We start from the raw sequence: 22,196 nt of genomic DNA, 5'->3' as shown, positions 1-22,196 counted from the left end.
TATCCAATGACTCAGTCCATCTGGAGCAAATTGTTCACCGCGCTGCGTGGCGGTGCCAACGAAGTCGGCGAATCGATCGTCGACCAACAGGCCCTGCGCATCCTCGATCAGGAAATCCGCGATGCCGACACCGCGCTGGCCAACGCCAAGCGTGAGCTGGTGAGCATCATGGCCAAGCACAAACTGGCGACTGATCGCGTCAACGAGTACGACGCCAAGATCAAGGACCTGGAGTCCAAGGCCGTGGCTGCCCTGCAGGCCAATCGTGAAGACCTCGCCCTGGAAGTCGCCGAAGCCATCTCGACCCTGACCAACGAGCGGGATGTCGAGCATAAGCAAGCCACCGAGTTCGGTGGCTATGCGGAAGGCATGCGCAAGGACATCACCAAGGCCGAAAGCCGGATCAAAAGCCTGCGCCAGCAAGTGGACATGGCCAAGGCGCGCGACAGCGTACAGAAGGCCCAGGTCAGCGCTTCCATCGCCAGCGGCGGTGCCAACGGCAAGCTGGAAACCGCCGTCGGTACGCTGAATCGCTTGCAGGCCAAGCAGCAGCAACGCGCCGCTGAACTGCAAGCCCAGGATGAACTGGCAGATGCATCGACCGGGACCGACCTGGAGCGCAAGCTGCGCGACGCCGGCATCACGCCGAACGAAGGCAGCGCCAATGCGATTCTGGAGCGTCTGAAGCAAAAATCGGCCGAGTAAGCAACGTCGCCGCAGGAAGGGCAGTGTCTGCCCTTCTTTTTTACCTCGAGGTCAGGATGGATGCCCTGAAGGGTTTCAAGACAATCGCAGGCCTGGCGCTGTTCATGGTCGCGCTGCAACTGCTCAATGCCGCTACCGGTTACAGCCTGATGACGTTCGGCCTGATCCCGAGAACGCTGCAGGGCCTGCCCGGCATCCTCACCTCGCCGTTTTTGCACGGGTCGTTTGCCCACCTGAGCGCCAACCTGATTGCCTTTGTGATCCTGGGCAGCCTGGTGATGATCGAAGGGCTCAATCGGTTTGTGACCGTCAGCGCGATCATCATCCTGCTGGGCGGTTCGCTGGTCTGGCTGTTCGGTTTTGCGGGTGTGCACGTCGGGGCCAGCGGCTGGGTGTTCGGGTTGTGGGCCTACCTGTTGTCTCGCGCCTGGTTCCACAGGAGCTGGAGCAACCTGATCACGGCCGGTGTGGTGGCGGTACTGTATGGCGGACTGGTCCTTGGCTTCCTGCCTCGCCAAGGCGTTTCCTTCGAAGGGCATCTGTTTGGTGCCTTCGCCGGATTTATTGCCGCCAAGGTACTTCTCTCTCAACCACGCAGCAGGTTTAATGCCGGCTGAACGCACTTGAGCACCCAGGGAGTCAGGGACGCAATGCCGATTTTTCTTTTGTTGCGCAGGTACGCCGCGTCCCTCTTTCACCGCTTTGGCTGGGCGGGCCTGGTCGTTGCCTTGGCGGTACACCTGAGCACGGCTTATCTGGGCCTGGTGGTTCTGGGCGAACAACACCTCACCGCGCCCGCCACGTTCGTTTACTTCTATCTCACCACCACGCTGACCGTCGGCTATGGCGATCTATCGCCGCAGACCTCTTTGGGACGCTTGTTCGTGGCGACCTGGGTCATGCTCGGGGGCATTGCGCTGCTGACGGCGGCGATCGGAAAAACCACCAGCACTGTCATCGATGCATGGAGAAAAGGCATGAAGGGCAAAGGCGATTTCACCGGCAAAATCGGCCATACCGTGCTCATTGGCTGGGAGGGCGCGTCCAGTGAACGGGTCATCGAGTTGTTGCTGCAAGACGAAACCTCGAACGACAACCTGATCGTCATCTGCGATTGCACCCTTGAAGAAAACCCGATGCCAGGCAAGGCGGCCTTTATCCGTGGTGAGAGCTTGTCCTCCACAGCGCTGTTGCTGCGTGCCGGTGTGCCCGGTGCCGAGCGTGTGCTGGTGCGAACCCCGTCTGACGATCTGACGCTGGCCACCGTGCTGGCGGTGAATCAATTGAATCCGGTCGGGCACGTGGTCGCCCACTTCAATGCAAGTGAGATCGCCGCCCTGGCCAGTTCCTACGCCCCCAGCCTGGAATGCACCTCAAGCATGGCCATCGAAATGCTGGTGCGCGCCTCTCAGGACCCGGGCTCGTCGGTGGTCATTAATGAGCTGCTGTGCGTGGGGCAGGGCGCCACCCAATACCTGATGAGATTGCCCGAGGCGTTTGAAGCCACGTTTGGCGATCTGTACACCCAGATGAAAGAGCGCCACAACGCCACCCTCATCGGCTATCGCGCCAAAGGTGCCCCGCAACCGTCGATCAACCCGCCCAGTGCCACGCGCGTTGAAGGCGGCGAGCTCTTCTACATTGCCTCCACCCGCCTCAAGGAAATCTCCAATGGGATGGTTTAAACAGTTGATGGGGCTTGAGGCCCCGCAAGCGAATACACACTCGAAAGGCGCTGCCGAACCGCTGCCGACCACCGGGCCGCTTGGCCTGGCGCCGGGCAAAGGCGTGATATTCGACACGACCCTGAAGTTGTTGCTCGAAGGGAAGACCACGGTGGTTATCCCCGGCTCCCAGGAAATCTGGAGTAACGGCACCGTTGACCTCGGGCAGTCGACCTGGCTGTCGCGCTACTACATGAACGACGAGGATTACTGGCTGCAGGTGCACACCACGGGCGACATCGCCGGGCAGGTCGAGTCTGTGATCCTGTTCAACTACCTGAGCTACGTCACTATCAGCAGCGAAGCTGAATTGCGCCGGCTGGCGGGGCCGCAGAGTCCGATCGGGTTGCCGACCTATACCCACAACGGCGTCGAATACACGCGCGTGTGGGGCAGCGAGGCTGGCCAGACAGAATTGGTGGCCATGAGCGAGCAGGTGATAAACCCCGAGGACTCCTACAGCGTCGAACACCGCTCGATGCTATATGCCCGTGACACCGGCCTGACCGATCGCCGCGAGTTTCTGCTGTTCTCTGTCGAAGAAGACGCCGAAGGCACTGTCAGCCTGAGCACCTCCCTGGGCATTTCGCTGTACACAACCGACTTGAATGCGCTCTAAAAAAGGAAGAAATCCATGCTAGAAGCTCTCTCCATCTCCCTGAACAAAGCCGCCGTGCTCGGGTTTGTCACCTACATCCTGGGGGCTGCCGTACTGTTTGCGCTGTTCCAGTTCATCTACACCCGCGTCACCCCGCACAAGGAGTTCGAGCTGATCCGGGCGGGCAACGTTTCCGCAGCGGTCGCCCTGGGCGGCGCCATCGTCGGTTTCGCCATTCCGGCCAGCAACGTGATTGCCTACTCGATCAGCATCCTCGACTTCGTCGTCTGGGCGGTGATCGCAGCCGTCGTCCAACTCCTGGCGTTTCTGCTCACCAGTCTCGTGCTCAAGGGCACTTCCGAGCGCATCAAGAGAGGCGAGCTTGCAGCGGGCATCTACGTGGCGGCGGTGGCCATCAGCGTCGGCATGTTGAATGCCGCCTGCATGACACCTACCCAGAACTGATTGCGCACGGAGCTCCCGATGAAACGAAGCAAGTACGTCCAGCTTTCGCTGGCAGCGTCGGTCGCCATGGCGATATCCGGTTGCGGGCCGACGGAAAAAACCTACGATTTGCAGAAGAAGTACAACTTCCAGTCGGTGCAGCAATGTGCCGATGAAAAGCTTCCGGTGGACGTCTGTTCGGATGCCTACATGACGGCCATGGCCGAGCATCGCCGCATCGCCCCGGTATACGCCAGCCAGGCCGATTGCGATGCCGACTTTGTCGCCGGCTGGTGCCAACTGGACTCCAATGGCCAGTTCATTCCCAAGCTGGGCGGTTTCGAACTGACCGCCGAAGGCCAGGTGACACAATCCCAGGTCGACGCGGCCAACGCCCAGGCGGGCAACGCTCAGGCAAGCGGCGGCTCCGGCTTCTCCACCAGCAGCCTGCTGACCGGTCTGCTGATCGGCAACATGCTGAGCAGTAATCGCAACAGCTACCGCTCCGAGCCGGTGTATCGCTATCGCGATGATCGCGGTAACTACGGCAACTCCACGCTCAACCAGCGCGTCTCCAGTGGCGCGACGTTTGGCCGCTCGAATCAAGCCCGGTACGGCAGCAGCAATTACACCAACACGCTGCGCACCTCCAGCCAGTCGAGCTCCGTAGCGTCGGCCACCTCCCGTGGCGGCTTCGGCAGCAAGGCCAGCGCACGCAGCGGCTGGGGCGGCGGCGGGTCGAGCAGTTAAGGAAACCGGGCCATGAAGAAAATCCATTGCGCAGAGCGTCATGACTGGAAACAGACGGCTGAAAACCTCGGCTTTCTGTTCCATACCATCGACAACGAACCCTACTGGGACGAGCGCGCTTATTACCAGTTCACGCTCAAGCAAATCGAGCACGACCTCGAAGACCCGACCACCGAGATCCATGACATGTGCATGGACCTCGTCGCCCGCGTGGTCCAGAGCGAAGAACTGTTCGAACGCCTGAGCATCCCCGCGCCCTTCTTCGACATGATCAAAACCTCATGGCTCGAAGGCCACCCGCACCTGTACGGGCGCATGGACTTCTCCTACAACGGCACCGGCCCCGCCAAGCTGCTGGAACTCAACTACGACACACCGACCAGCCTCTACGAGGCCGCGGCGTTCCAGTGGGGCTGGCTCGAGCAATGCATCGAACGCGGCCTGCTGCCCAAGCATGCCGACCAGTTCAACAGCATCGACACCAAGCTGCACCAGGCCTTCGCCCAACTGCAGATCAACCAGCCGTTCTACTTCGCCTCGATGAAAGACTCGGTCGAAGACAAAGGCACCACCGACTACCTGCGCCTCGTCGCGGAAAAAGTCGGCATCGAATCACGCCACATCGACATCGAAGACATCGGCCTGACCCGCGAAGGCCGCTTCGTCGATCTCCAGGACCGCTGGATTCCCCACCTGTTCAAACTGCACGCCTGGGAATTCATCTTCCACGAACCCTTCGGCGCCGCGATTGCCGAGAGCGACACCCAGTTTTTCGAGCCAGCGTGGAAATCCATCATTTCCAATAAAGGCATCCTGCCGCTGCTGTGGGAATTCAACAAAGGCCACCCGAATCTGCTCGCGGCCCACCTGGATACCGAACCGGGTAAAGCTGTGCCGAAGGGATGGGTGCGCAAGCCATTCTTCTCGCGGGAAGGGGCGAATATCGAGCTGCAGACGGCTGATGGGCTGATCGTGAAAGAGGACGGTCCTTATACGGATGCGCCGTTTATTCTTCAGGAGTTCGCACCGCTGCCGCGGTTTGGGGACAGCTACACGTTGATTGGGTCTTGGGTGATTGGGGACCAGGCGGCGGGAATTGGGGTGCGGGAGGATAATAGTTTGATTACCAAGGATTCGAGCCGGTTTTTGCCGCATTTGATATTGGATTGAGGCTGGAGCTTAAAGGGCCAGAAGGGCTGATCTCTCAGTGCACATTGAATCGATGGTGCGCCTTGGGTGGCCGTATTGCCTTTATTGTAGACATGACGCAGTTGGTGGCGGATCGTGCTCCAGGGGCATGCAGCATAGATAGTGCCGCTGAGAGACAGGCGAGGCGATAGTCTTGCCCGCTTTGGCTATTCAATGATCCAACAGCTGTTGGATAAATTTGGTTTGTGGTTTTTGTGAGCATTAAAAAGCCGGCTTGTGGCCGGCTTCTCTGTGACCGCCTCAGCTTGTTTTTGACAAACCTCAGCAGCCTTCAAATCGCTCAGCCCACATTGCGTCGGGCTGAATAGTAGGGGCATCTGCGGGAAATCCTCCGCATCGCCGAGCAGGGTGGATAGCGCAAAGCCACCCCCTGCCAAATGTGCGGCGCATGATACCCACATTCACCTCAGTTGCCCACCTCCGGATCCGATTTAGAGCCTTCCCAGCCCAAAAGATGCTCATCCAGCGGCACGGGTGGGCGGCGGTTATTGAGGGTAGACCACCAGAACACCCACCCCACGATCTGGAAGTTCTGCTCAAACCGTTGTTCGTGGGTCAGGTATTCGTCCGGATGTTCACCGGCATTGTGGCTGCGCATGCGCAAGCCACCTCCAGGGCGGTTGTAGAGGTATTTGATGCGGAGCATTCCGTCGTGTTCGACCGCGTAGATTTCGCCGTCGATGATTTGGGTGCGGCCTTTGTCGATGGCGAGGGTGGCGCCTTGTTGGATGATGTCGATCATGCTGTTGTCGACCATGTAGGCGCCCAGCGCGCGGTCGGGGTTGACGTTGAGGGTTTCGAGGGTGTGCAGGGAGACGCGGATGCGTTCGGTTGAGGTGAAGGTGGGGTGGAGGGGGATTTCCACGTCGATTTTTTCCGGGCGGCAGGCGGGGCCTGTGAGGTATTTGCCAGTTTCTTCGCGGGCGGGGAGTCCTTTCCTGGTGCCGGGGCCTTCCAGCAGGAAGTTGGCCGGTGGGTGTTTGGGGCCTTCGCCGGTGCGTAGCCAACGGCTGGAGATGCACAGCAGTTCTGCGATCTCGTTGAGTCGGCCCATGGGTACACCGCGTTTGAACCAGTTGTTCACGTGTTGAGGCGTGACACCACGGTTCTTGGCGAAGTCGGAGGCGGAAAGATGAACTTCCCGTAATAGCGCTTTTAAGCGATCACCTGATGTATTCATAAACGCAGAGTTTACTGGCCGAGAAAACACATCAAATAAACCATGCGTTGAGTTAGGCCTGTAGGTTTTTGCTTAGTTGTAGCTTGTTAGTTCGGATTTGAACTGTGGTTAAACTAAGTTTATAAAACATTGAACTGGTCGTTTAATTTTTCCCACAAAAAAAGCCCCGAATAATCGGGGCTTTTTCAATTGCCGAGGCAATGAGTAGCAGGTATCAGCCTTTGTAGGCAGCGACCGACTTCATGATTTCGGCGCGGGCGGCGTCTGCGTTGCCCCAACCGTCGATCTTCACCCATTTGCCTTTTTCGAGGTCTTTGTAGTTCTCGAAGAAGTGCTTGATCTGTTCCAGCAGCAGTGGCGGCAGGTCGGTGTATTCCTTCACGTCCACGTACAGCTGGGACAGCTTGTCGTGTGGCACGGCGATCACTTTGGCATCGCCACCACCGTCGTCGGTCATGTTCAGGATGCCGACCGGGCGAGCGCGGATGACCGAGCCTGGGGTAACCGGGTAAGGGGTTACGACCAGCACGTCGAGGGGGTCGCCGTCGTCGGCCAGGGTGTTCGGGATAAAACCGTAGTTGGCGGGGTAGAACATCGGGGTGGCCATGAAACGGTCAACGAACAGGCAGTCGCTGTCTTTGTCGATTTCGTATTTGATCGGCGCGTGGTTGGCCGGAATCTCGATGGCGACGTAGATGTCGTTCGGCAGGTCTTTGCCAGCCGGAATCTTGCTGTAGCTCATTGGGCGTTGCCCCCGTAGTTGGCCATATGACATGGCCGGATTGGCCTAAAAGTGGCGGCGATTATAGGCATATTCTGACGGCGATGCCATGCGCCAGACGTCGTACGGTCATTCGCCTTGTGGCTGATAACGCGGGTCGTGCGCTTGCAGTCGGGTCAGGCGGGCCAAGGGATCCTGGCGGTAAAAGCGGCTGAGTTGGGCGTACACCTGTGGATAACTGTTGACGAGTAAATCCGGGGCGCTGAAAAAATATTCGCTGGTGACCGCAAAGAACTCCGCCGGGTTTTCCGCCGCGTAGGGGTCTATCTCCGTCTCTGCATCGGGGTTGGCGTCCAGCTGGCGATTGAGGTCGTCATAAGCACCCTGCATCACGCTGGCCCACTCCCGCACGCGCATGTCGTGGTGCAGCGGCGGCAGGCCGTTGGCGTCGCCGTTGAGCATGTCCAGCTTGTGGGCCAGTTCGTGGATCACCAGGTTGTAGCCTTCCCACTGACCGCTGGCCAGTACGCCGGGCCAGGCAAGGATCACCGGGCCTTGCTGCCAGGCTTCGCCGCTGTGTTCGCCGTCCCACTCGTGTTCGATGCCGCTGCTGTCGCGATGGCGCTGAGGGCTGAGGAAGTCGTCGGGGTACAGCACGATTTCATGGAAACCCTGGTACCAGTCGAGGTCGCCCAGGTTCATCAACGGCAATTGCGCCTGGGCGGCGAGCAGCAGGCGTTGTTCCTGGTGCAGCTCGACGCCGGGCAGTGCGGTGAGGTGTTTTTCGGCGAGGAACACCACGCAGGCTTCGCGCAGCCACTGGTCCTGCTCGGCACTGATGCCGTCGAGGAAGGTCAGGTGGTCGCGCACCCGCTGCCAGGTGTCATCGGCAATCGGGTGCTTGGCCAGCAGGCGCCGGCGCCGCCAGGCACTGAGGGACCACATGGCGGGTTACTGCGACTTGGCTTCTGAAGACGTGCGACCAAAGCGGCTGCGGAACACGCCAATGATCATCGGCACCAGCGACAGCAGGATGATGAACACCACCAGCAGCGAGAGGTTTTTCTTGATAAATGGCACGTTGCCGAAGAAGTAGCCCAGGGTCACCAGGCCGCCGACCCAGAGGATGGTGCCCAGCACGCTGAAACCGAAGAAGCGTGCATAGGGCATTTTCGCGATGCCGGCAACGAACGGCGCAAAGGTGCGCAGGATCGGCAGGAAGCGCGCCAGGGTCACGGTCTTGCCGCCGTGCCTGTCGTAGAAGTCGTGGGTTTTTTGCAGGTAGTCGCGGCGGAAGATTTTCGAGTTCGGGTTGCTGAACAGGCGTTCTCCCGCCGTTCGCCCGATCACGTAATTGGTACTGTCGCCGAGGATTGCCGCCAGCATCAGCAGCCCGCCCAACAATACCGGGTCCATGCCGCCGCCTGCAGCGACCGCACCGGCGATAAACAGCAGCGAATCACCCGGCAGGAACGGCATGACCACCAGGCCGGTTTCGCAAAAGATGACCAGGAACAGAATGGCGTATATCCACGGACCGTAGTTGGTTACCAGCATGTCGAGGTACACGTCGAGATGCAGGATAAGGTCGAGCGGGTTGAAATCCATGGATGGCACCTGTGTGAACGGCCCGACTCGGCAGGCCTGTGCGGAAGCTCGGGTAATAAGGCTACACGTGTATGTAGTGTTTCTTACAACCCTGAAAGGTCCGCATTATACGGATTGAGAGGTGAAAAGCCTGTTGGTTTTGTAGCGGGGGATGTCGCGGCGTGAGGTCTGAAGATCGCCAGAAATTCAATGTGGGAGCGGGCTTGCTCGCGAAAGCGGTGTGTCAGTTATAAATAGTCTGACTGACAAACCGCTATCGGGGGCAAGCTCCCTCCCACAAGGTCTCCATGGTGTCAGGGCGTCAGTCTTCGCTGATCGGCAAGGTGTAGTTCTTGAACTCGGTGTCTTCACGAAACCCGATGGACTCGTACGTCTTCTGCGCAACCTGGTTATCACTGCTGGTCGATACCCGCAGCCGCACTGCGTGGGTTTCCTTGGCCATCTTCTTCGCCGTGCGCATCAGGTTATCCGCCACCAGTTGCCGGCGCGCGTCTTCGGCCACATAGATGTCGTTGAGGATCCACACGCGTTTAAGCGACAGCGAGGAAAAGCTCGGGTAAAGCTGGCAAAACCCGAGCACGCGTTTGTCGTCGTCATCGGCCAGGGCCAGGTAGATCACCGACTCCTTGCGGCGCAGGCGCTTTTCCAGGAACGCCCGTGACGAATCCGGAAAGGGCAGCGCGCCATAAAACTCGCGGTATTTGACGAACAACGGAGTCAACAGGTCCAGGTGTTCCAGGGTCGCTTGAGTAATCCGCATGCCAGGCCTCAACTTCCAAATGGGGTATGACCACACGAGCGGCCGTGACTTGATGCTGCCTAAAGGCGCGAAAAAGCGCAATCGTGCCGGGATCAGTCGGTGGGTGGGCTGAGCAGGAAATTGCCCTTCATCAGGTCCGGGTCGTCGGATTCAAGGGTCTGAACCTGCGCCTCGTCCTTCAGGTTGACCCCCGACAGCTGCCGGCGACACGCCTCTCGCATCAAGTACAGCAGGCGATGGGCCGCCATGCCATAGCTCAGGCCTTCCAGGCGTACATTGGAAATGCAGTTGCGATAGGCATCGGTGAGGCCGATCTTGGGGTTGTAGGTGAAGTACAGGCCCAAGCTATCCGGCGAACTGAGCCCCGGCCGTTCACCGATGAGGATCACCACCATCTTGGCGCCGAGCAGTTGCCCGATTTCATCCGCGACCGCCACGCGGCCCTGTTCCACCAGGATCACCGGCGACAAGGACCACCCTTCGGCGTGGGTCTGTTCTTCCATGCGCGTCAGAAACGGCAACGTATGTTTATGCACTGCCAGCGCCGACAAACCATCCGCCACCACGACCGCCAGGTCCATGCCGCCCGGATGCGCAGCCGCGTAATCCCGCAGGCGCTGGGCCGACTCGTCACTCAGGCGCCGCCCCAGATCCGGGCGTTGCAGGTAGCTGTGCCGGTCGGTTGCGGCACTGTGCAGCAACAGGCTATCGCGCCCACGTTCGGCCAACTGACTGCTCAGGCCGGCATGGTCGAAGGGCAGGTGCACCGCGTCCCGTGCCTGGGCGTGGGCAAATTGGAAATCAAGTTGGGCGTGGGTGGGAATGCTGGTGCCGGTGCGGCCCAGGGCAATTCGCGCCGGGGTCAGGCGGCGCAGTTCCAGCCACGGGTTTTCAGGCAGGTCGAGTTGCACAGGCGGCTCCTTCATCCCAGTTGCGCCAGGGCGTGGCGAAATGCCGGTGGCAGGCTGTTGCCGAAGCGCACCTTGCCGTCGGCTTGCGTAAAGATGCCCATTTTGGCCAGCCACTGTTCAAACTCCGGCGCCGGTTTTAAACCCAATGTCTGGCGAGCGTACAAGGCGTCGTGGAACGAGGTGGTCTGGTAGTTGAGCATGATGTCGTCGGAGCCGGGGATGCCCATGATGAAGTTGATCCCGGCGACGCCCAGCAGGGTCAGCAGGGTGTCCATGTCGTCCTGGTCGGCTTCGGCGTGGTTGGTGTAGCAGATGTCGCAGCCCATGGGCACGCCCAGCAGCTTGCCGCAGAAGTGGTCTTCAAGGCCGGCGCGGATGATCTGCTTGCCGTTGTACAGGTACTCGGGGCCGATAAAACCGACCACGGTGTTGACCAGAAACGGCTTGAAATGCCGGGCCACCGCATAGGCGCGGGTTTCGCAGGTTTGCTGGTCGACGCCAAAATGCGCGTTGGCCGACAAGGCGCTGCCCTGGCCGGTTTCGAAATACATCAGGTTCTGGCCCAAGGTGCCCCGGTTCAGGCTCAAACCCGCCTCGTAACCTTCCTGCAGTACGCTCAGGCTGATGCCGAAACTGGCGTTGGCCGCCTCGGTGCCGGCAATCGACTGGAACACCAGGTCCAGCGGCACGCCGCGGTTGATGGCTTCGATGGACGTGGTGACGTGGGTCAGTACACAGGCCTGGGTGGGGATTTCGTAGCGCTGGATGATTGCGTCGAGCATCTCCAGCATGGCGCAGATCGAGGCGATGCTGTCGGTGGCCGGGTTGATGCCGATCATGGCGTCGCCGTTACCGTAGAGCAGGCCGTCGAGAATGCTCGCAGCGATACCCGCCGGCTCGTCGGTCGGGTGGTTGGGTTGCAGGCGGGTCGACAGGCGTCCGCGCAGGCCCAGGGTGCCGCGAAACCGGGTGACCACCCGGATCTTCTGCGCCACCAGTACCAGGTCCTGCACGCGCATGATCTTGGACACGGCCGCTGCCATTTCCGGTGTCAGCCCCGGCGCCAATGCGCGTAGGGATTGTTCATCTGCAGCGTCGCTGAGCAGCCAGTCGCGCAGGCCGCCGACGGTCAGGTGGCTGACCACGGCGAAAGCCTGCTTGTCGTGGGTGTCGATGATCAGCCGCGTGACTTCATCGCTTTCATAGGGGATCAGCGCTTCTTCGAGGAAGTGCTTGAGCGGAATATTGGCCAAGGCCATTTGTGCCGCCACCCGCTCACCGTCGTTCTGCGCGGCGACGCCGGCGAGAAAGTCCCCGGAGCGCGCGGGGCTGGCCTTGGCCATCACGTCCTTGAGGCTGGCGAAGCGGTAGGTCTGTGCACCCACCGCGTGGGAAAAGCTTGCCATACAGTGTCTCCTTGACGACGCGGGCAGGAGAGAACCCGCGTCGAGGTTTACGGCAGTTAGTGCAAGGCGGCCTCTGCGGCCTGGATCGCGGCGAATTCTTCTTCGGGCGTGCCTGCTACCAAGTGATGCCGGCTGTAGAAAGCAAAGTAAGCAATTAATACTCCATAGATGATCGCGGCGCCAATCACCACCCGTGGATCCACCAGAAAGCCCGCCACCACGGCCACGCAGGCCAGTACCAGGGCGACACCGGAGGTGAAGATGCCGCCCGGCGTGCGATAAGGCCGGTCCATTTTGGGGCGACGGATGCGCAGGGTGATGTGCGCGGCCATCATCAGCACGTAGGAAATGGTCGCGCCAAACACGGCCACAAGAATCAACAAATCCCCTTGGCCGGTCAGCGACAGGCCGAAACCGATAATGCCGGGGATCACCAGCGCCAGTACCGGTGCCTTGCTCTTGTTGGTCTGGGACAGTTTGCGCGGCAGGTAGCCGGCACGGGACAAGGCGAAGATCTGCCGCGAATAGGCGTAGATAATCGAGAAAAAGCTGGCGATCAGTCCGGCCAGGCCGACCAGGTTGACGAAACTGCCCATCCAGGTCGAACCGCCATAGGACAGCGCCAGCGCTTCCACCAGCGGGTTACCGGATTTGACCAGCGCGTAGGTGCCCGCGCCGCCCGGTGCAATCACCAGGATCAACAGGGCAAAGCTGGTCAGCACCACAATGGCGCCGATCAGGCCTCGGGGCAGGTCGCGCTTGGGGTTCTTGGTTTCTTCGGCGGCCAGGGGCACGCCCTCTACGGCGAGGAAAAACCAGATCGCATAAGGGATCGCCGCCCACACGCCAACATAGCCAAATGGCAGGAAGGTGCTGGCGCCCTTGGCCTCGGTCACCGGAATATCCAGCAGGTTGGCGACATTGAAGTGCGGCACCATCGACACCAGGAACACGCCCAGCGCAATCGCGGCAATGGCGGTGATCACGAACATCAGCTTCAAGGCTTCGCCGACGCCAAAGATATGGATGCCGATAAAGATGATGTAGAACGCCAGGTAGATCATCCAGCCGCCGATGCCGAACAGCGACTCGCAATAGGCGCCGATAAATACCGCGATGGCGGCGGGGGCGATGGCGTATTCGATCAGGATGGCGGTGCCCGTCAGGAACCCGCCCCAGGGCCCGAAGGCACTGCGGGCAAAACCGTAGCCACCGCCGGCGGTGGGGATCATGGAAGACAGTTCGGCCAGGGAAAAGCACATGCACAGGTACATGGTGGCCATCAGCAATGTGGCGAGGAACATCCCGCCCCAGCCACCCTGGGCCAGGCCGAAGTTCCAGCCGGCGTAGTCGCCGGAGATCACGTAGGCAACGCCAAGGCCAACCAGCAGGACCCAGCCGGCGGCGCCTTTTTTCAGTTCGCGTTGTTGGAAGTATTGGGAGTCGACTTTTTCGAAGTCGACAGAAGATCCAGTCGGTTCGCTAGGCATGGGAAAGTACCTTTCATTGTTATTGTTTTTTAACTCGGCCTCTGTGTGCCGAATGCAATTGGCAAGTACTTGTGGAGAGCTAAGTGTGGGAGAGGGCAAGCCCCTCCCACATTTGAGTGCATTTCAACTGTGGGAGGAGGGGTTAGTTAGAAGAAGCCCAGCGGATTAATGTCGTAACTCACCAGCAGGTTCTTGGTCTGCTGGTAATGATCCAACATCATCTTGTGCGTCTCACGGCCCACGCCGGACTTCTTGTAACCGCCAAACGCGGCATGCGCCGGGTACAGGTGGTAGCAGTTGGTCCACACGCGGCCCGCCTTGATCGCGCGGCCCATGCGGTAGGCGCGGTTGATGTCGCGGGTCCACACACCGGCGCCCAGGCCGAACTCGGTGTCGTTGGCAATCGCCAGGGCTTCGGCTTCGTCCTTGAAGGTGGTGATGCTCACCACCGGGCCGAAGATTTCTTCCTGGAACACGCGCATTTCATTGGTGCCCTTGAGCAGGGTCGGCTGGATGTAATAGCCGCCGGCCATATCGCCGGTGAGTTGCTCGACCTTGCCGCCGGTGAGCAATTGCGCGCCTTCGCCCTTGGCGATTTCCAGGTAGGACAGGATCTTGTCGAACTGCTGCTCGGATGCCTGGGCGCCGACCATGGTGTCGGTGTCCAGCGGGTCGCCGCGCTTGATCTGCTCGACTTTCTTCATCACCACTTTCATGAAATCGTCGTAGATCGACTCTTCCACCAGCGCGCGGGATGGGCAGGTGCACACTTCGCCCTGGTTGAAGAACGCCAGCACCAGGCCTTCGGCGGCTTTCTCGATGAACGACGGTTCGGCTTTCATGATGTCGGCGAAGAAGATGTTCGGCGACTTGCCGCCCAGCTCGACGGTGGACGGAATGATGTTCTCGGCCGCCGCATGCATGATGTGCGAGCCCACCGGGGTGGAGCCGGTGAAGGCGATCTTGGCGATACGCTTGCTGGTGGCCAGGGCTTCGCCGGCTTCCTTGCCGAAGCCGTGCACCACGTTCAGCACGCCCGGTGGCAGCAGGTCGCCGATGACTTCCAGCAGCACGTTGATGCCCAGCGGTGTTTGCTCGGCAGGCTTGAGCACCACACAGTTGCCGGCGGCCAGGGCCGGGGCGAGTTTCCACGCGGCCATCAGCAGCGGGAAGTTCCACGGGATGATCTGGCCGACCACGCCCAGCGGCTCGTGGAAGTGATAGGACGCGGTGTGTTCGTTGATCTCGGCGCTGGTGCCTTCCTGGGCGCGGATGCAACCGGCGAAGTAGCGGAAGTGGTCGGCGGCCAGCGGGATGTCGGCGTTGAGGGTTTCACGCACGGCCTTGCCGTTGTCCCAGGTTTCGGTGATGGCCAGCAGTTCGAGGTTCTGTTCGATGCGGTCGGCGATTTTCAGCAGTACCAGCGAGCGGTCCTGGGCCGAGGTCTTGCCCCAGGTGTCAGCGGCAGCGTGGGCGGCGTCCAGCGCCTTGTCGATGTCTTTGGCAGTGGAGCGCGGGAATTCGGCGATAGGCTTGCCGTTGACCGGCGAGGTGTTGGTGAAATAGTTGCCATCGACCGGGGCAACGAATTCGCCACCAATGTAGTTGCCGTACTTGGCCTTGAACGAAACGATCGCGCCTTCAGTACCGGGGTGTGCGTAACGCATGGTGGGTATCTCCTGGCTTTTATGTTTATTGGAGTGCAGCGCGCAAGCGCTTGATAAAGCGTAGAGCAAAGGTTGGGCCACTGCTTTGCAGGCCAGGAAAATCAAGGGCTTGGGGTTTGTTGCAAGGCGTTGCTGTGACACGGCTGGCACAGGCGCTGTGACAGTTTGTGCCATAAACGGTACAGGCTGTGACCGACGGGTCGGTCCGGGATTGCATTGGCTGGGTGCCTGGGGGATGCTGGTGGTTCTCACGCAGGGAGAATAATAAGAACATGCACAACGATCATTTCAGTCGCCATGCCCAGCAAGTCCTCACTGTGGCCCGTGGGCGCGACCCGTCGAGCGACCCGTCCATCGCCCGCTCCTGGCTGCGCTGCCTGGAGGACTACCACCTCGATCCTGCCCAGACCATCGCCCCTACGGTGCTTGAGCACGGCCGCCTGCTGGAAAGCCGCGAACGCCTGCAACAGGTGCTGCATATCGCCGGCAGCGAGATGAACAGCCTGCACCAGCAGCTGTCGGGCGCTGGCCATGCGGTGCTGCTGACCGATGCCCGTGGGGTGATCCTCAACTGTGTCACAGCGCCGTCCGAGCGCAAGATTTTCGAACGCGCCGGGCTGTGGCTCGGTGCCGATTGGAGCGAAGCGTGCGAGGGCACCAACGGCATCGGCACCTGCCTGGTGGAACGCCAGTCGTTGACCATTCATCGCGATGAACATTTTCGTGGGCGCCACACCGGGCTGACCTGTTCGGCGAGCCCGGTGTTCGACCCCCACGGCAACCTCTTGGCGGTGCTGGACGTGTCGTCGGCCCGGGAGGAGGTGTCGCGCCAGAGCCAGTTCCACACCATGGCGCTGGTCAACCTGTCGGCGAAGATGATCGAGAGTTGCTACTTCCTGCGTCACTTCGAAAACCATTGGCTGCTGCGCTTTCACCTGCAGGCCGAGTCGGTGGGCCTGTTCAGCGAAGGGTTGTTGGCGTTTGACGGTGAAGGGCGGATTTGTGCCGTCAACCAGAGCGCACTCAACCTGCTGGGGCAGGTGCGTGGCGGGTTGCTGGGGCAACCGGTGGAGGCGTTGTTCGAGTGTTCCCTGGACCAACTGCTCGGTCGCGCCAGTGCCAATGCCACCGCCAGTTGGCCATTGCGCACGCGGGATGGCCGGCACTTGTTCGCGGCCTTGCGTGGTCAATCGCGCAGTGTGCCTGCGCCCATCGCCAAGCCTGAGCCCGTGCGCCTGGCCGGTATCTGCCTCGGCGACCCGGCGCTGCAGAGTGACTTCCGCAAAGCGCTGCGGGTATTCGAGCGCGATGTGCCCTTGCTGATCAACGGCGAAACCGGCTCCGGCAAAGAGGCCTTCGCCAAGGCGGTGCATCACGCCAGCCAGCGTGCCGACAAGGCGTTCGTTGCCCTCAACTGCGCCGCCATCCCGGAAAGCCTGATCGAAAGCGAACTGTTCGGCTATCGCGGCGGCAGCTTTACCGGCGCGCGCAAGGACGGCATGCAGGGCAAGTTGCAACAGGCCGACGGCGGCACGCTGTTCCTCGATGAAATCGGCGATATGCCGTTGGCGCTGCAGACGCGCCTGTTAAGGGTGCTGGAGGACCGCATGGTGGTGCCCATCGGCGGTGAGCCCCAGGCGGTTGATGTCAGAATTATCAGCGCGACTCACCGAAATTTGCTGGAGCGCGTGCAGGACGGAAGTTTTCGGGAAGACCTGTATTACCGCCTCAATGGCCTGGAAGTCGGTTTGCCAGCGTTGCGTGAACGCAGCGATAAGCCTCAGTTGCTGGATTTCCTGCTGGCGCAGGAGGCGGGCGGGCAGAGTCTACAACTCGACCCGGCGGCGCGCTCGGCGCTGCTGACCTACCCCTGGCCCGGCAACGTCCGGCAACTGCGCACGGTGTTGCGTACGCTGGCGGCGCTGTGCGACGACGGGCGGGTCGGCCTTGAGGATTTGCCCGCGTTGATTCGCCAGGCACGGCCGCAAGCAGTGGCCGAGGCCAGGCTTGCCGACTCGCCCCTGGGCGACGCCGAGCGACTCGCCCTGCTCACGGCCCTGGAGCAACAGCGCTGGCACATGACCCACACGGCGGAGCAGCTGGGTGTCAGCCGTAACACGCTGTATAGAAAGCTGCGCCGGCACGGTATTGCACGGGCTGTGCCATAGATCGGTCCTACAGCTAAAGAGTGCGATTTTCGCCCCCCTGCGCTAACCTGCCTCGATGTTTACGAGGTCGACTATGCACATTCATATTCTTGGTATCTGCGGCACCTTCATGGGTTCGATGGCGGTTCTGGCCAAAGAACTGGGCCATCACGTAACGGGCTCCGATGCCAATGTTTACCCACCCATGAGCACGCAACTCGAGGCCCAGGGCATTGAGCTGACCCAGGGTTACGACCCGGCGCAATTCGACCCGGTGCCGGACCTGGTGGTGATCGGCAATGCCATGTCCCGGGGCAATCCGGCTGTCGAATACGTCCTCAACAAAGGCTTGCCTTACGTGTCCGGCCCACAGTGGCTGGCCGACCATGTGCTGCAAGGTCGCTGGGTATTGGCCGTTGCCGGCACCCACGGCAAGACCACCACCAGCAGCATGCTCGCCTGGGTGCTGGAACACGCGGGCATGAGCCCGGGCTTCCTGATCGGCGGCGTGCCGCAGAACTTCTCGGTGTCGGCGCGCCTGGGTGATACGCCGTTCTTCGTGATCGAAGCCGACGAGTATGACAGTGCGTTCTTCGACAAGCGCTCCAAGTTCGTCCACTACCGTCCGCGCACCGCGATCCTCAACAACCTTGAGTTCGATCACGCCGACATCTTCCCCGACCTGGCGGCCATCGAGCGGCAGTTCCACCATTTGGTACGCACCATTCCGAGCGAAGGCCTGGTCATCCACCCGACCACCGAGCCGGCCTTGCAACGCGTGATCGAGATGGGCTGCTGGACCCCGGTGCAAACCACCGGTGCGGGCGGGCAATGGCAGGTCAAGTTGCTCAGTGAAGACGGTTCCCGGTTTGAAGTGCTGTTTGAAGGCGAGGCCCAAGGCATCGTCGAGTGGGACATGACTGGCCAGCACAACGTCGCCAATGCCCTTGTGACCCTGGCGGCCGCGCGGCATGTGGGCGTGGTGCCGTCCATGGGCATTGCTGCGTTGAGCGCATTCAAGAGCGTGAAGCGCCGTATGGAAAAGGTCGCCGACGTGAATGGGATTACTATCTACGACGACTTTGCCCACCACCCAACGGCCATTGCTACCACCCTCGACGGCCTGCGCAAACGTGTTGGCGATGCCCCGATCATTGCGATTGTCGAGCCGCGTTCAAACTCCATGAAGCTCGGCGCACACCGCGACGGCCTGCCGGAAAGCGTTAACGATGCCGACCAGGTGGTGTGGTATGCCCCGGCCAATCTCGGCTGGGACCTGCCGGCGATTGCGGCGCAATGCACGGTGCCGTCGAAAGTCTGTGATTCCATCGAGGGCATCATTGCGTTCGTCAAGCACCAGGCCAAGCCTGGCACCCATGTGGTGGTGATGAGCAACGGCGGCTTCGGCGGCTTGCACGGCAAACTGGCCGAGGCCCTGAAATGAGTGGCCCGGAGCGCGTCACCCTGGCGATGACCGGCGCATCCGGCGCACCCTATGGCTTGCGCCTGCTCGATTGCCTGGTGCGCGAAGACCGTGAAGTGCACTTTCTGATCTCCAAGGCCGCGCAGTTGGTGATGGCCACCGAGACTGATGTCGCGCTGCCAGCCAAGGTGCAGTTGATGCAAGCCTTCCTTACCGAGTACACCGGTGCGGCGGCGGGGCAGATCAAGGTCTACGGCAAGGAAGACTGGATGTCGCCGGTGGCTTCGGGCTCCGGTGCGCCGGCGGCAATGGTCGTGGTGCCGTGCTCCACCGGTACGCTATCGGCGATTGCCACCGGCGCTTGCAACAACCTGATCGAACGCGCCGCCGACGTGACGTTGAAGGAGCGCCGCCAGTTGATCCTGGTGCCGCGTGAGGCGCCGTACTCGAGCATTCATCTGGAGCACATGCTCAAGCTGTCGAACCTGGGGGTGACCATCCTGCCGGCGTCGCCCGGCTTCTATCACCAGCCGCAGACCATCGATGACCTGGTGGATTTCGTGGTGGCGCGCATTCTCAACCTGTTGAATATCCCCCAGGACATGCTGCCGCGTTGGGGCGAACACCATTTGAGCAGCGATGAATAAGGCGCTGTTGGTGATACTGGCGCTGCAACTGGCCGGCTGCGCCACCGCGCGTACCCTGGACGCCGCGCAGCCCGGCGCGCCGGTGGTGTATGCCGGCACGCGATTGGATTTGTATGCAATGAACGGAGGTTGCTGTGCCAAGGACCGTTTCGGTGCCGAGGCGCCCAGCTATCCCGGCGTCGACCTGCCGGCCAGCGCGTTGCTCGACACGCTTTTATTGCCGCTGTCGGTGTTGACGGTGCTCGGTGTGGGATTTAACGCCACGGGCGGGCTCTAGCGCTGACCTGGGCACCACAAAACTAATGTGGGAGGCGTTACTTACCGAGCTTGCGCAGTTCATCCGACTCCACCACCCGCACCCCGTCCTGCTCTTCCAGCGCCAGGCGCCACATGGCCCGGGCCAGTTCGCAGACTTCAATGCCGTGGTATTTCCCCGGAATCAACCGTGACAGCGGCCCGGCCAGTTGCTCGGCCAAGCGGGGCTCCAGCCGTTCCCCCAGCAGCAACGAAGGCCGCACGATGGTCAGTTGCGGCCAGTCCTGAGCCTTGAGTGCCTGTTCCATTTCCCCTTTGACCCGGTTGTAGAACACCGAGGATTTCGGATCGGCGCCAATCGCACTGATCACGATCAGGTGTCGCGCGCCCATCTCCCGCGCGCGCTTGGCAAAGGCTACGACCATATCCAGGTCGACGGCACGAAAAGCTTCTTCCGAACCGGCTTTCTTGATGGTGGTACCCAGGCAGCAGAAGGCAATATCCACCTGGCCGCTCAGTTGCGGCAGGAACACCGCCGGGTCGCCCACCGGGTTTTCCAGGTGCGGATGCTCGGCCAGTGGCTTGCGGCTGGGCGCCAGCACGCGGGTCACGGTGGGTTCGTTGAGCAGGCGGTCGAGCAGGTGTTCGCCGGTCAGGCCAGAGGCGCCAGCGAGCAGGATATGCTGAGGTGTCAGGTACATGGTGTTTCCCCCCTTGTTACACGTTACAGCTTAGTTGCCTTTGGCTTCCTTGCTATTCATTGAGACGCTTTCCAGCGCCTTTCGTGCCTGCTGCTTGCGTAATAATTGCCAATGGGCGATCACGCCTTTGGGGGCCCAGATCTGCGGTTCGGACGCTTCGAAGTTGTCAGCCTGTTCGCGTTCGCTCACATGCAGCTGCGCCAGCTTGAAGGCTTGCTGCAGATCGTCGGTCTGGTTGAAGGCTTGGGCGAAGAGGGCGTCGCCGAAGTAGGTGAAGTCGGCCTCTTCAGAACAGCCGAAGGACACGCGGTCGGCGCGCGAGGCGGTCATGATCAGGGTGCGTTCGTCTTTGAGCGCCGGGATGAAGCCGCCGGAGTAGCAGGCTGAAATCACCACGATCTTGTCGCGGTTTTTCAGCGGCGCGAGCACGGCGGCCAGTTCATCGGCGGGCAGGTCGGCCAGTTCCATGCGCGGTTGGTCCAGCACCAGTTCGTGTTCGTGGGTGCCGTGGCTGGTCATGTAGATAAACACCAGGTCTTCCGGCCCGGTGCGCTCGGCCAGGGTCTGCACGGCCCGGCGCAGGCTTTCGCGGGTGGCCAGCGGCCGGTCGGCGATATGGTCGCGGTGGTTGACCAGGCGGATCTGCCCACGTGCGCCGAAGCGGGTGGCGAGCATATTGCTGACGTAATCGGCTTCGCGCAGGAACACGCTTTGTTTACCGTCGCCGGCCACGGCCAGGGTGTACAGCTCCACGGCCGAGGTGGAGGCGGGCACGGCGGCGAGGGCGGTGTCCAGCAGGCGGCCCTGGGCCAGTACGCCGATTTCCAGCGGGTCGGGCAACAGCTTGCCGTCGGCATCACGCACGCGCATGCCATTGACCCAGGTACCGGCCTGCACCGTGCCGTCGGTGAGTACCAGGGTGCCGCGGCCTTGATAGTTGTCGCTGTCGAAGCCGCCGATATAGAAGCTGCCGTCGGTCAGGTTCAGGCGGCCTTCGCCGGTAAAGCGCCAGTCGCTGAACTGGCCGACGTAGTGGCTGCCGTCGACGCCGATCAACTCGCCCTTGCCGCTGAGTGCGCCTTCCTTGAACTGGCCGATCCACACGTCGCCATCGGCGTTTTCATAACGGCCCTTGCCGTTGAGCTGGTTCTGCTTGAACTGGCCGACATAGATGTCGCCGTCGGCGCTGTTGAATGTACCGTTGCCCTCCAGCTGGCCGTCGACGAAGTGGCCGCTGAATTGGTTGCCGCTGTCGTCATTGCGCTGGCCTTCACCGTTCGGCTTGCCGTGGGCGAACTGGCCCTGATACTGGCTGCCATCCGCCAGTTCCAGGCGGCCGAGGCCGGAATACTGGTCGTCCTTGAATTCGCCGCGATAGGTCATCTGCCCTTCTTTGAGGGTGCCTTCGCCGTTGCGCCGACCGTTCTTGAACCCGCCCACATAGTGGCTGCCGGCCGTGGTCAGGCTGCCCTGGCCATCGAACAGACCTTGCTGGAACTGGCCTTTATAGACTTCGCCGTTGCTGCCATGCCATTCGCCCTGGCCGTGCCACTGGCCTTTGTCGAACTGCCCGGCGTACCAGCTGCCGTTGGGATAATCCACGCGGCCCTGGCCTTGCAGCAGACCATTGACCACATCGCCCCGGTAACGACCGCCATCGGGCAGGCGCGCATCGGGCGGCAACAGCGATTCGCCGTCTCCGCAAGCGGTGAGCAACAGGGCAAGGGCAAGGGGAGCGAGTGGGCGCATAGCGGGATCCGGATAATTGAGCGCCGAGTATGCCGCAGCTGCGAGATTCATACATAAATTTACATACCCTGTGGCGAGTTTCAGTGGCTCGCCACAGGGAT

At 61.3% G+C, this 22,196-nt stretch carries 22 protein-coding genes; 11 read left to right on the top strand and 11 right to left on the bottom strand.

Annotated elements, in window-relative coordinates; all coding sequences use genetic code 11:
- Positions 1-6 precede the first annotated feature (6 nt).
- Genes J1N02_RS09885 through J1N02_RS09855 form a run of 7 tightly spaced genes read left to right on the top strand, consistent with a single transcriptional unit; the run spans position 7 to position 5,391 of the window.
- Complete coding sequence (locus tag J1N02_RS09885; RefSeq protein ID WP_027605206.1) at positions 7-705, top strand: PspA/IM30 family protein; 699 nt, start codon at positions 7-9, stop codon at positions 703-705.
- A 56-nt stretch (positions 706-761) separates the two neighbouring features.
- Positions 762-1,322 carry a rhomboid family intramembrane serine protease gene (locus J1N02_RS09880; RefSeq protein ID WP_027605207.1) on the top strand — a complete coding sequence of 187 codons (561 nt, stop codon included), beginning with the start codon at positions 762-764 and terminating at the stop codon, positions 1,320-1,322.
- A gap of 33 nt (positions 1,323-1,355) precedes the next feature.
- Positions 1,356-2,390, top strand: coding sequence for an ion channel (locus J1N02_RS09875; RefSeq protein WP_027605208.1), 1,035 nt, complete (start codon positions 1,356-1,358; stop codon positions 2,388-2,390).
- Positions 2,377-3,048, top strand: a complete 672-nt coding sequence (locus J1N02_RS09870; RefSeq protein ID WP_368960486.1) for a DUF2491 family protein — start codon at positions 2,377-2,379, stop codon at positions 3,046-3,048. The genes J1N02_RS09875 and J1N02_RS09870 overlap by 14 nt, the downstream gene beginning before the upstream one ends.
- Positions 3,049-3,063: 15 nt before the next feature.
- Positions 3,064-3,492 (top strand): DUF350 domain-containing protein, encoded by a 429-nt coding sequence (locus J1N02_RS09865; RefSeq protein WP_027605210.1) that lies wholly within the window; start codon positions 3,064-3,066, stop codon positions 3,490-3,492.
- 18 nt (positions 3,493-3,510) lie between these two features.
- Complete coding sequence (locus J1N02_RS09860) at positions 3,511-4,221, top strand: DUF1190 domain-containing protein (RefSeq protein WP_027605211.1); 711 nt, start codon at positions 3,511-3,513, stop codon at positions 4,219-4,221.
- 12 nt (positions 4,222-4,233) lie between these two features.
- Positions 4,234-5,391 (top strand): glutathionylspermidine synthase family protein, encoded by a 1,158-nt coding sequence (locus tag J1N02_RS09855; protein WP_146477748.1) that lies wholly within the window; start codon positions 4,234-4,236, stop codon positions 5,389-5,391.
- 445 nt (positions 5,392-5,836) lie between these two features.
- Here the strand turns inward: J1N02_RS09855 and J1N02_RS09850 are convergent, their stop codons facing one another.
- The 9 genes from J1N02_RS09850 to J1N02_RS09810 form a co-directional block, all read right to left on the bottom strand.
- The gene (locus tag J1N02_RS09850) at positions 5,837-6,610 is read right to left on the bottom strand and encodes a LexA family transcriptional regulator (RefSeq protein WP_027605213.1); all 774 of its coding nucleotides are present in this window, start codon (positions 6,608-6,610) and stop codon (positions 5,837-5,839) included.
- 214 nt (positions 6,611-6,824) lie between these two features.
- The gene (gene ppa, locus J1N02_RS09845) at positions 6,825-7,352 is read right to left on the bottom strand and encodes an inorganic diphosphatase (RefSeq protein WP_003176323.1); all 528 of its coding nucleotides are present in this window, start codon (positions 7,350-7,352) and stop codon (positions 6,825-6,827) included.
- Positions 7,353-7,460: 108 nt separating this feature from the next.
- On the bottom strand, positions 7,461-8,276 hold the full coding sequence (locus tag J1N02_RS09840; RefSeq protein WP_027605214.1) for a zinc-dependent peptidase: 816 nt from the start codon (positions 8,274-8,276) through the stop codon (positions 7,461-7,463).
- Between the two features lie 6 nt (positions 8,277-8,282).
- Positions 8,283-8,939: a DedA family protein gene (locus J1N02_RS09835; RefSeq protein WP_027605215.1), complete on the bottom strand. Its 657-nt coding sequence runs from the start codon at positions 8,937-8,939 to the stop codon at positions 8,283-8,285.
- Between the two features lie 301 nt (positions 8,940-9,240).
- The gene (locus J1N02_RS09830) at positions 9,241-9,699 is read right to left on the bottom strand and encodes a GNAT family N-acetyltransferase (protein WP_027605216.1); all 459 of its coding nucleotides are present in this window, start codon (positions 9,697-9,699) and stop codon (positions 9,241-9,243) included.
- Positions 9,700-9,791: 92 nt separating this feature from the next.
- Positions 9,792-10,625: an ethanolamine ammonia-lyase subunit EutC gene (gene eutC / locus J1N02_RS09825; RefSeq protein WP_421147328.1), complete on the bottom strand. Its 834-nt coding sequence runs from the start codon at positions 10,623-10,625 to the stop codon at positions 9,792-9,794.
- On the bottom strand, positions 10,622-12,016 hold the full coding sequence (locus tag J1N02_RS09820; protein WP_421147327.1) for an ethanolamine ammonia-lyase subunit EutB: 1,395 nt from the start codon (positions 12,014-12,016) through the stop codon (positions 10,622-10,624). The genes eutC and J1N02_RS09820 overlap by 4 nt, the downstream gene beginning before the upstream one ends.
- A gap of 56 nt (positions 12,017-12,072) precedes the next feature.
- Positions 12,073-13,506: an ethanolamine permease gene (gene eat / locus J1N02_RS09815; protein WP_024077594.1), complete on the bottom strand. Its 1,434-nt coding sequence runs from the start codon at positions 13,504-13,506 to the stop codon at positions 12,073-12,075.
- Between the two features lie 146 nt (positions 13,507-13,652).
- A complete protein-coding gene (locus J1N02_RS09810; protein ID WP_421147326.1) occupies positions 13,653-15,173 on the bottom strand; it encodes an aldehyde dehydrogenase family protein in 1,521 nt (506 codons plus the stop codon).
- Positions 15,174-15,445: 272 nt separating this feature from the next.
- On the opposite strand from J1N02_RS09810, the gene J1N02_RS09805 reads away from it, so the two are divergent.
- The 4 genes from J1N02_RS09805 (at position 15,446) to J1N02_RS09790 (ending at position 19,667) form a co-directional block, all read left to right on the top strand.
- Positions 15,446-17,341 carry a sigma-54-dependent Fis family transcriptional regulator gene (locus tag J1N02_RS09805; protein ID WP_027605220.1) on the top strand — a complete coding sequence of 632 codons (1,896 nt, stop codon included), beginning with the start codon at positions 15,446-15,448 and terminating at the stop codon, positions 17,339-17,341.
- Between the two features lie 73 nt (positions 17,342-17,414).
- On the top strand, positions 17,415-18,764 hold the full coding sequence (gene mpl, locus J1N02_RS09800) for a UDP-N-acetylmuramate:L-alanyl-gamma-D-glutamyl-meso-diaminopimelate ligase (protein WP_053138137.1): 1,350 nt from the start codon (positions 17,415-17,417) through the stop codon (positions 18,762-18,764).
- Positions 18,761-19,390, top strand: coding sequence for a flavin prenyltransferase UbiX (gene ubiX, locus J1N02_RS09795; protein WP_421147325.1), 630 nt, complete (start codon positions 18,761-18,763; stop codon positions 19,388-19,390). The genes mpl and ubiX overlap by 4 nt, the downstream gene beginning before the upstream one ends.
- Positions 19,383-19,667, top strand: coding sequence for a YceK/YidQ family lipoprotein (locus tag J1N02_RS09790; RefSeq protein ID WP_027605223.1), 285 nt, complete (start codon positions 19,383-19,385; stop codon positions 19,665-19,667). Before ubiX ends, J1N02_RS09790 begins: the two co-directional genes overlap by 8 nt.
- A 37-nt stretch (positions 19,668-19,704) precedes the next feature.
- Here the strand turns inward: J1N02_RS09790 and J1N02_RS09785 are convergent, their stop codons facing one another.
- Both J1N02_RS09785 and J1N02_RS09780 read right to left on the bottom strand, forming a co-directional pair.
- A complete protein-coding gene (locus tag J1N02_RS09785; RefSeq protein ID WP_027605224.1) occupies positions 19,705-20,346 on the bottom strand; it encodes an oxidoreductase in 642 nt (213 codons plus the stop codon).
- 30 nt (positions 20,347-20,376) lie between these two features.
- Complete coding sequence (locus J1N02_RS09780; protein ID WP_027605225.1) at positions 20,377-22,095, bottom strand: C13 family peptidase; 1,719 nt, start codon at positions 22,093-22,095, stop codon at positions 20,377-20,379.
- Between the last annotated feature and the right edge of the window lie 101 nt (positions 22,096-22,196).

The sequence above is a fragment of the Pseudomonas sp. NFX5 genome (genome assembly GCF_049132125.1).
Taxonomy (GTDB): Bacteria; Pseudomonadota; Gammaproteobacteria; order Pseudomonadales; family Pseudomonadaceae; genus Aquipseudomonas; species Aquipseudomonas marginalis.
This window is presented reverse-complemented; position numbering and strand designations above follow the sequence as displayed.

What these genes read in the sequence shown, in the direction of transcription:
- J1N02_RS09885 (WP_027605206.1), top strand. Translation starts at nt 7, where the DNA reads ATGACTCAGTCCATCTGGAGCAAATTGTTCACCGCGCTGCGTGGCGGT.
- J1N02_RS09880 (WP_027605207.1), top strand. Translation starts at nt 762, where the DNA reads ATGGATGCCCTGAAGGGTTTCAAGACAATCGCAGGCCTGGCGCTGTTC.
- J1N02_RS09875 (WP_027605208.1), top strand. Translation starts at nt 1,356, where the DNA reads ATGCCGATTTTTCTTTTGTTGCGCAGGTACGCCGCGTCCCTCTTTCAC.
- J1N02_RS09870 (WP_368960486.1), top strand. Translation starts at nt 2,377, where the DNA reads ATGGGATGGTTTAAACAGTTGATGGGGCTTGAGGCCCCGCAAGCGAAT.
- J1N02_RS09865 (WP_027605210.1), top strand. Translation starts at nt 3,064, where the DNA reads ATGCTAGAAGCTCTCTCCATCTCCCTGAACAAAGCCGCCGTGCTCGGG.
- J1N02_RS09860 (WP_027605211.1), top strand. Translation starts at nt 3,511, where the DNA reads ATGAAACGAAGCAAGTACGTCCAGCTTTCGCTGGCAGCGTCGGTCGCC.
- J1N02_RS09855 (WP_146477748.1), top strand. Translation starts at nt 4,234, where the DNA reads ATGAAGAAAATCCATTGCGCAGAGCGTCATGACTGGAAACAGACGGCT.
- J1N02_RS09850 (WP_027605213.1), bottom strand. Translation starts at nt 6,610, where the DNA reads ATGAATACATCAGGTGATCGCTTAAAAGCGCTATTACGGGAAGTTCAT.
- ppa (WP_003176323.1), bottom strand. Translation starts at nt 7,352, where the DNA reads ATGAGCTACAGCAAGATTCCGGCTGGCAAAGACCTGCCGAACGACATC.
- J1N02_RS09840 (WP_027605214.1), bottom strand. Translation starts at nt 8,276, where the DNA reads ATGTGGTCCCTCAGTGCCTGGCGGCGCCGGCGCCTGCTGGCCAAGCAC.
- J1N02_RS09835 (WP_027605215.1), bottom strand. Translation starts at nt 8,939, where the DNA reads ATGGATTTCAACCCGCTCGACCTTATCCTGCATCTCGACGTGTACCTC.
- J1N02_RS09830 (WP_027605216.1), bottom strand. Translation starts at nt 9,699, where the DNA reads ATGCGGATTACTCAAGCGACCCTGGAACACCTGGACCTGTTGACTCCG.
- eutC (WP_421147328.1), bottom strand. Translation starts at nt 10,625, where the DNA reads ATGAAGGAGCCGCCTGTGCAACTCGACCTGCCTGAAAACCCGTGGCTG.
- J1N02_RS09820 (WP_421147327.1), bottom strand. Translation starts at nt 12,016, where the DNA reads ATGGCAAGCTTTTCCCACGCGGTGGGTGCACAGACCTACCGCTTCGCC.
- eat (WP_024077594.1), bottom strand. Translation starts at nt 13,506, where the DNA reads ATGCCTAGCGAACCGACTGGATCTTCTGTCGACTTCGAAAAAGTCGAC.
- J1N02_RS09810 (WP_421147326.1), bottom strand. Translation starts at nt 15,173, where the DNA reads ATGCGTTACGCACACCCCGGTACTGAAGGCGCGATCGTTTCGTTCAAG.
- J1N02_RS09805 (WP_027605220.1), top strand. Translation starts at nt 15,446, where the DNA reads ATGCACAACGATCATTTCAGTCGCCATGCCCAGCAAGTCCTCACTGTG.
- mpl (WP_053138137.1), top strand. Translation starts at nt 17,415, where the DNA reads ATGCACATTCATATTCTTGGTATCTGCGGCACCTTCATGGGTTCGATG.
- ubiX (WP_421147325.1), top strand. Translation starts at nt 18,761, where the DNA reads ATGAGTGGCCCGGAGCGCGTCACCCTGGCGATGACCGGCGCATCCGGC.
- J1N02_RS09790 (WP_027605223.1), top strand. Translation starts at nt 19,383, where the DNA reads ATGAATAAGGCGCTGTTGGTGATACTGGCGCTGCAACTGGCCGGCTGC.
- J1N02_RS09785 (WP_027605224.1), bottom strand. Translation starts at nt 20,346, where the DNA reads ATGTACCTGACACCTCAGCATATCCTGCTCGCTGGCGCCTCTGGCCTG.
- J1N02_RS09780 (WP_027605225.1), bottom strand. Translation starts at nt 22,095, where the DNA reads ATGCGCCCACTCGCTCCCCTTGCCCTTGCCCTGTTGCTCACCGCTTGC.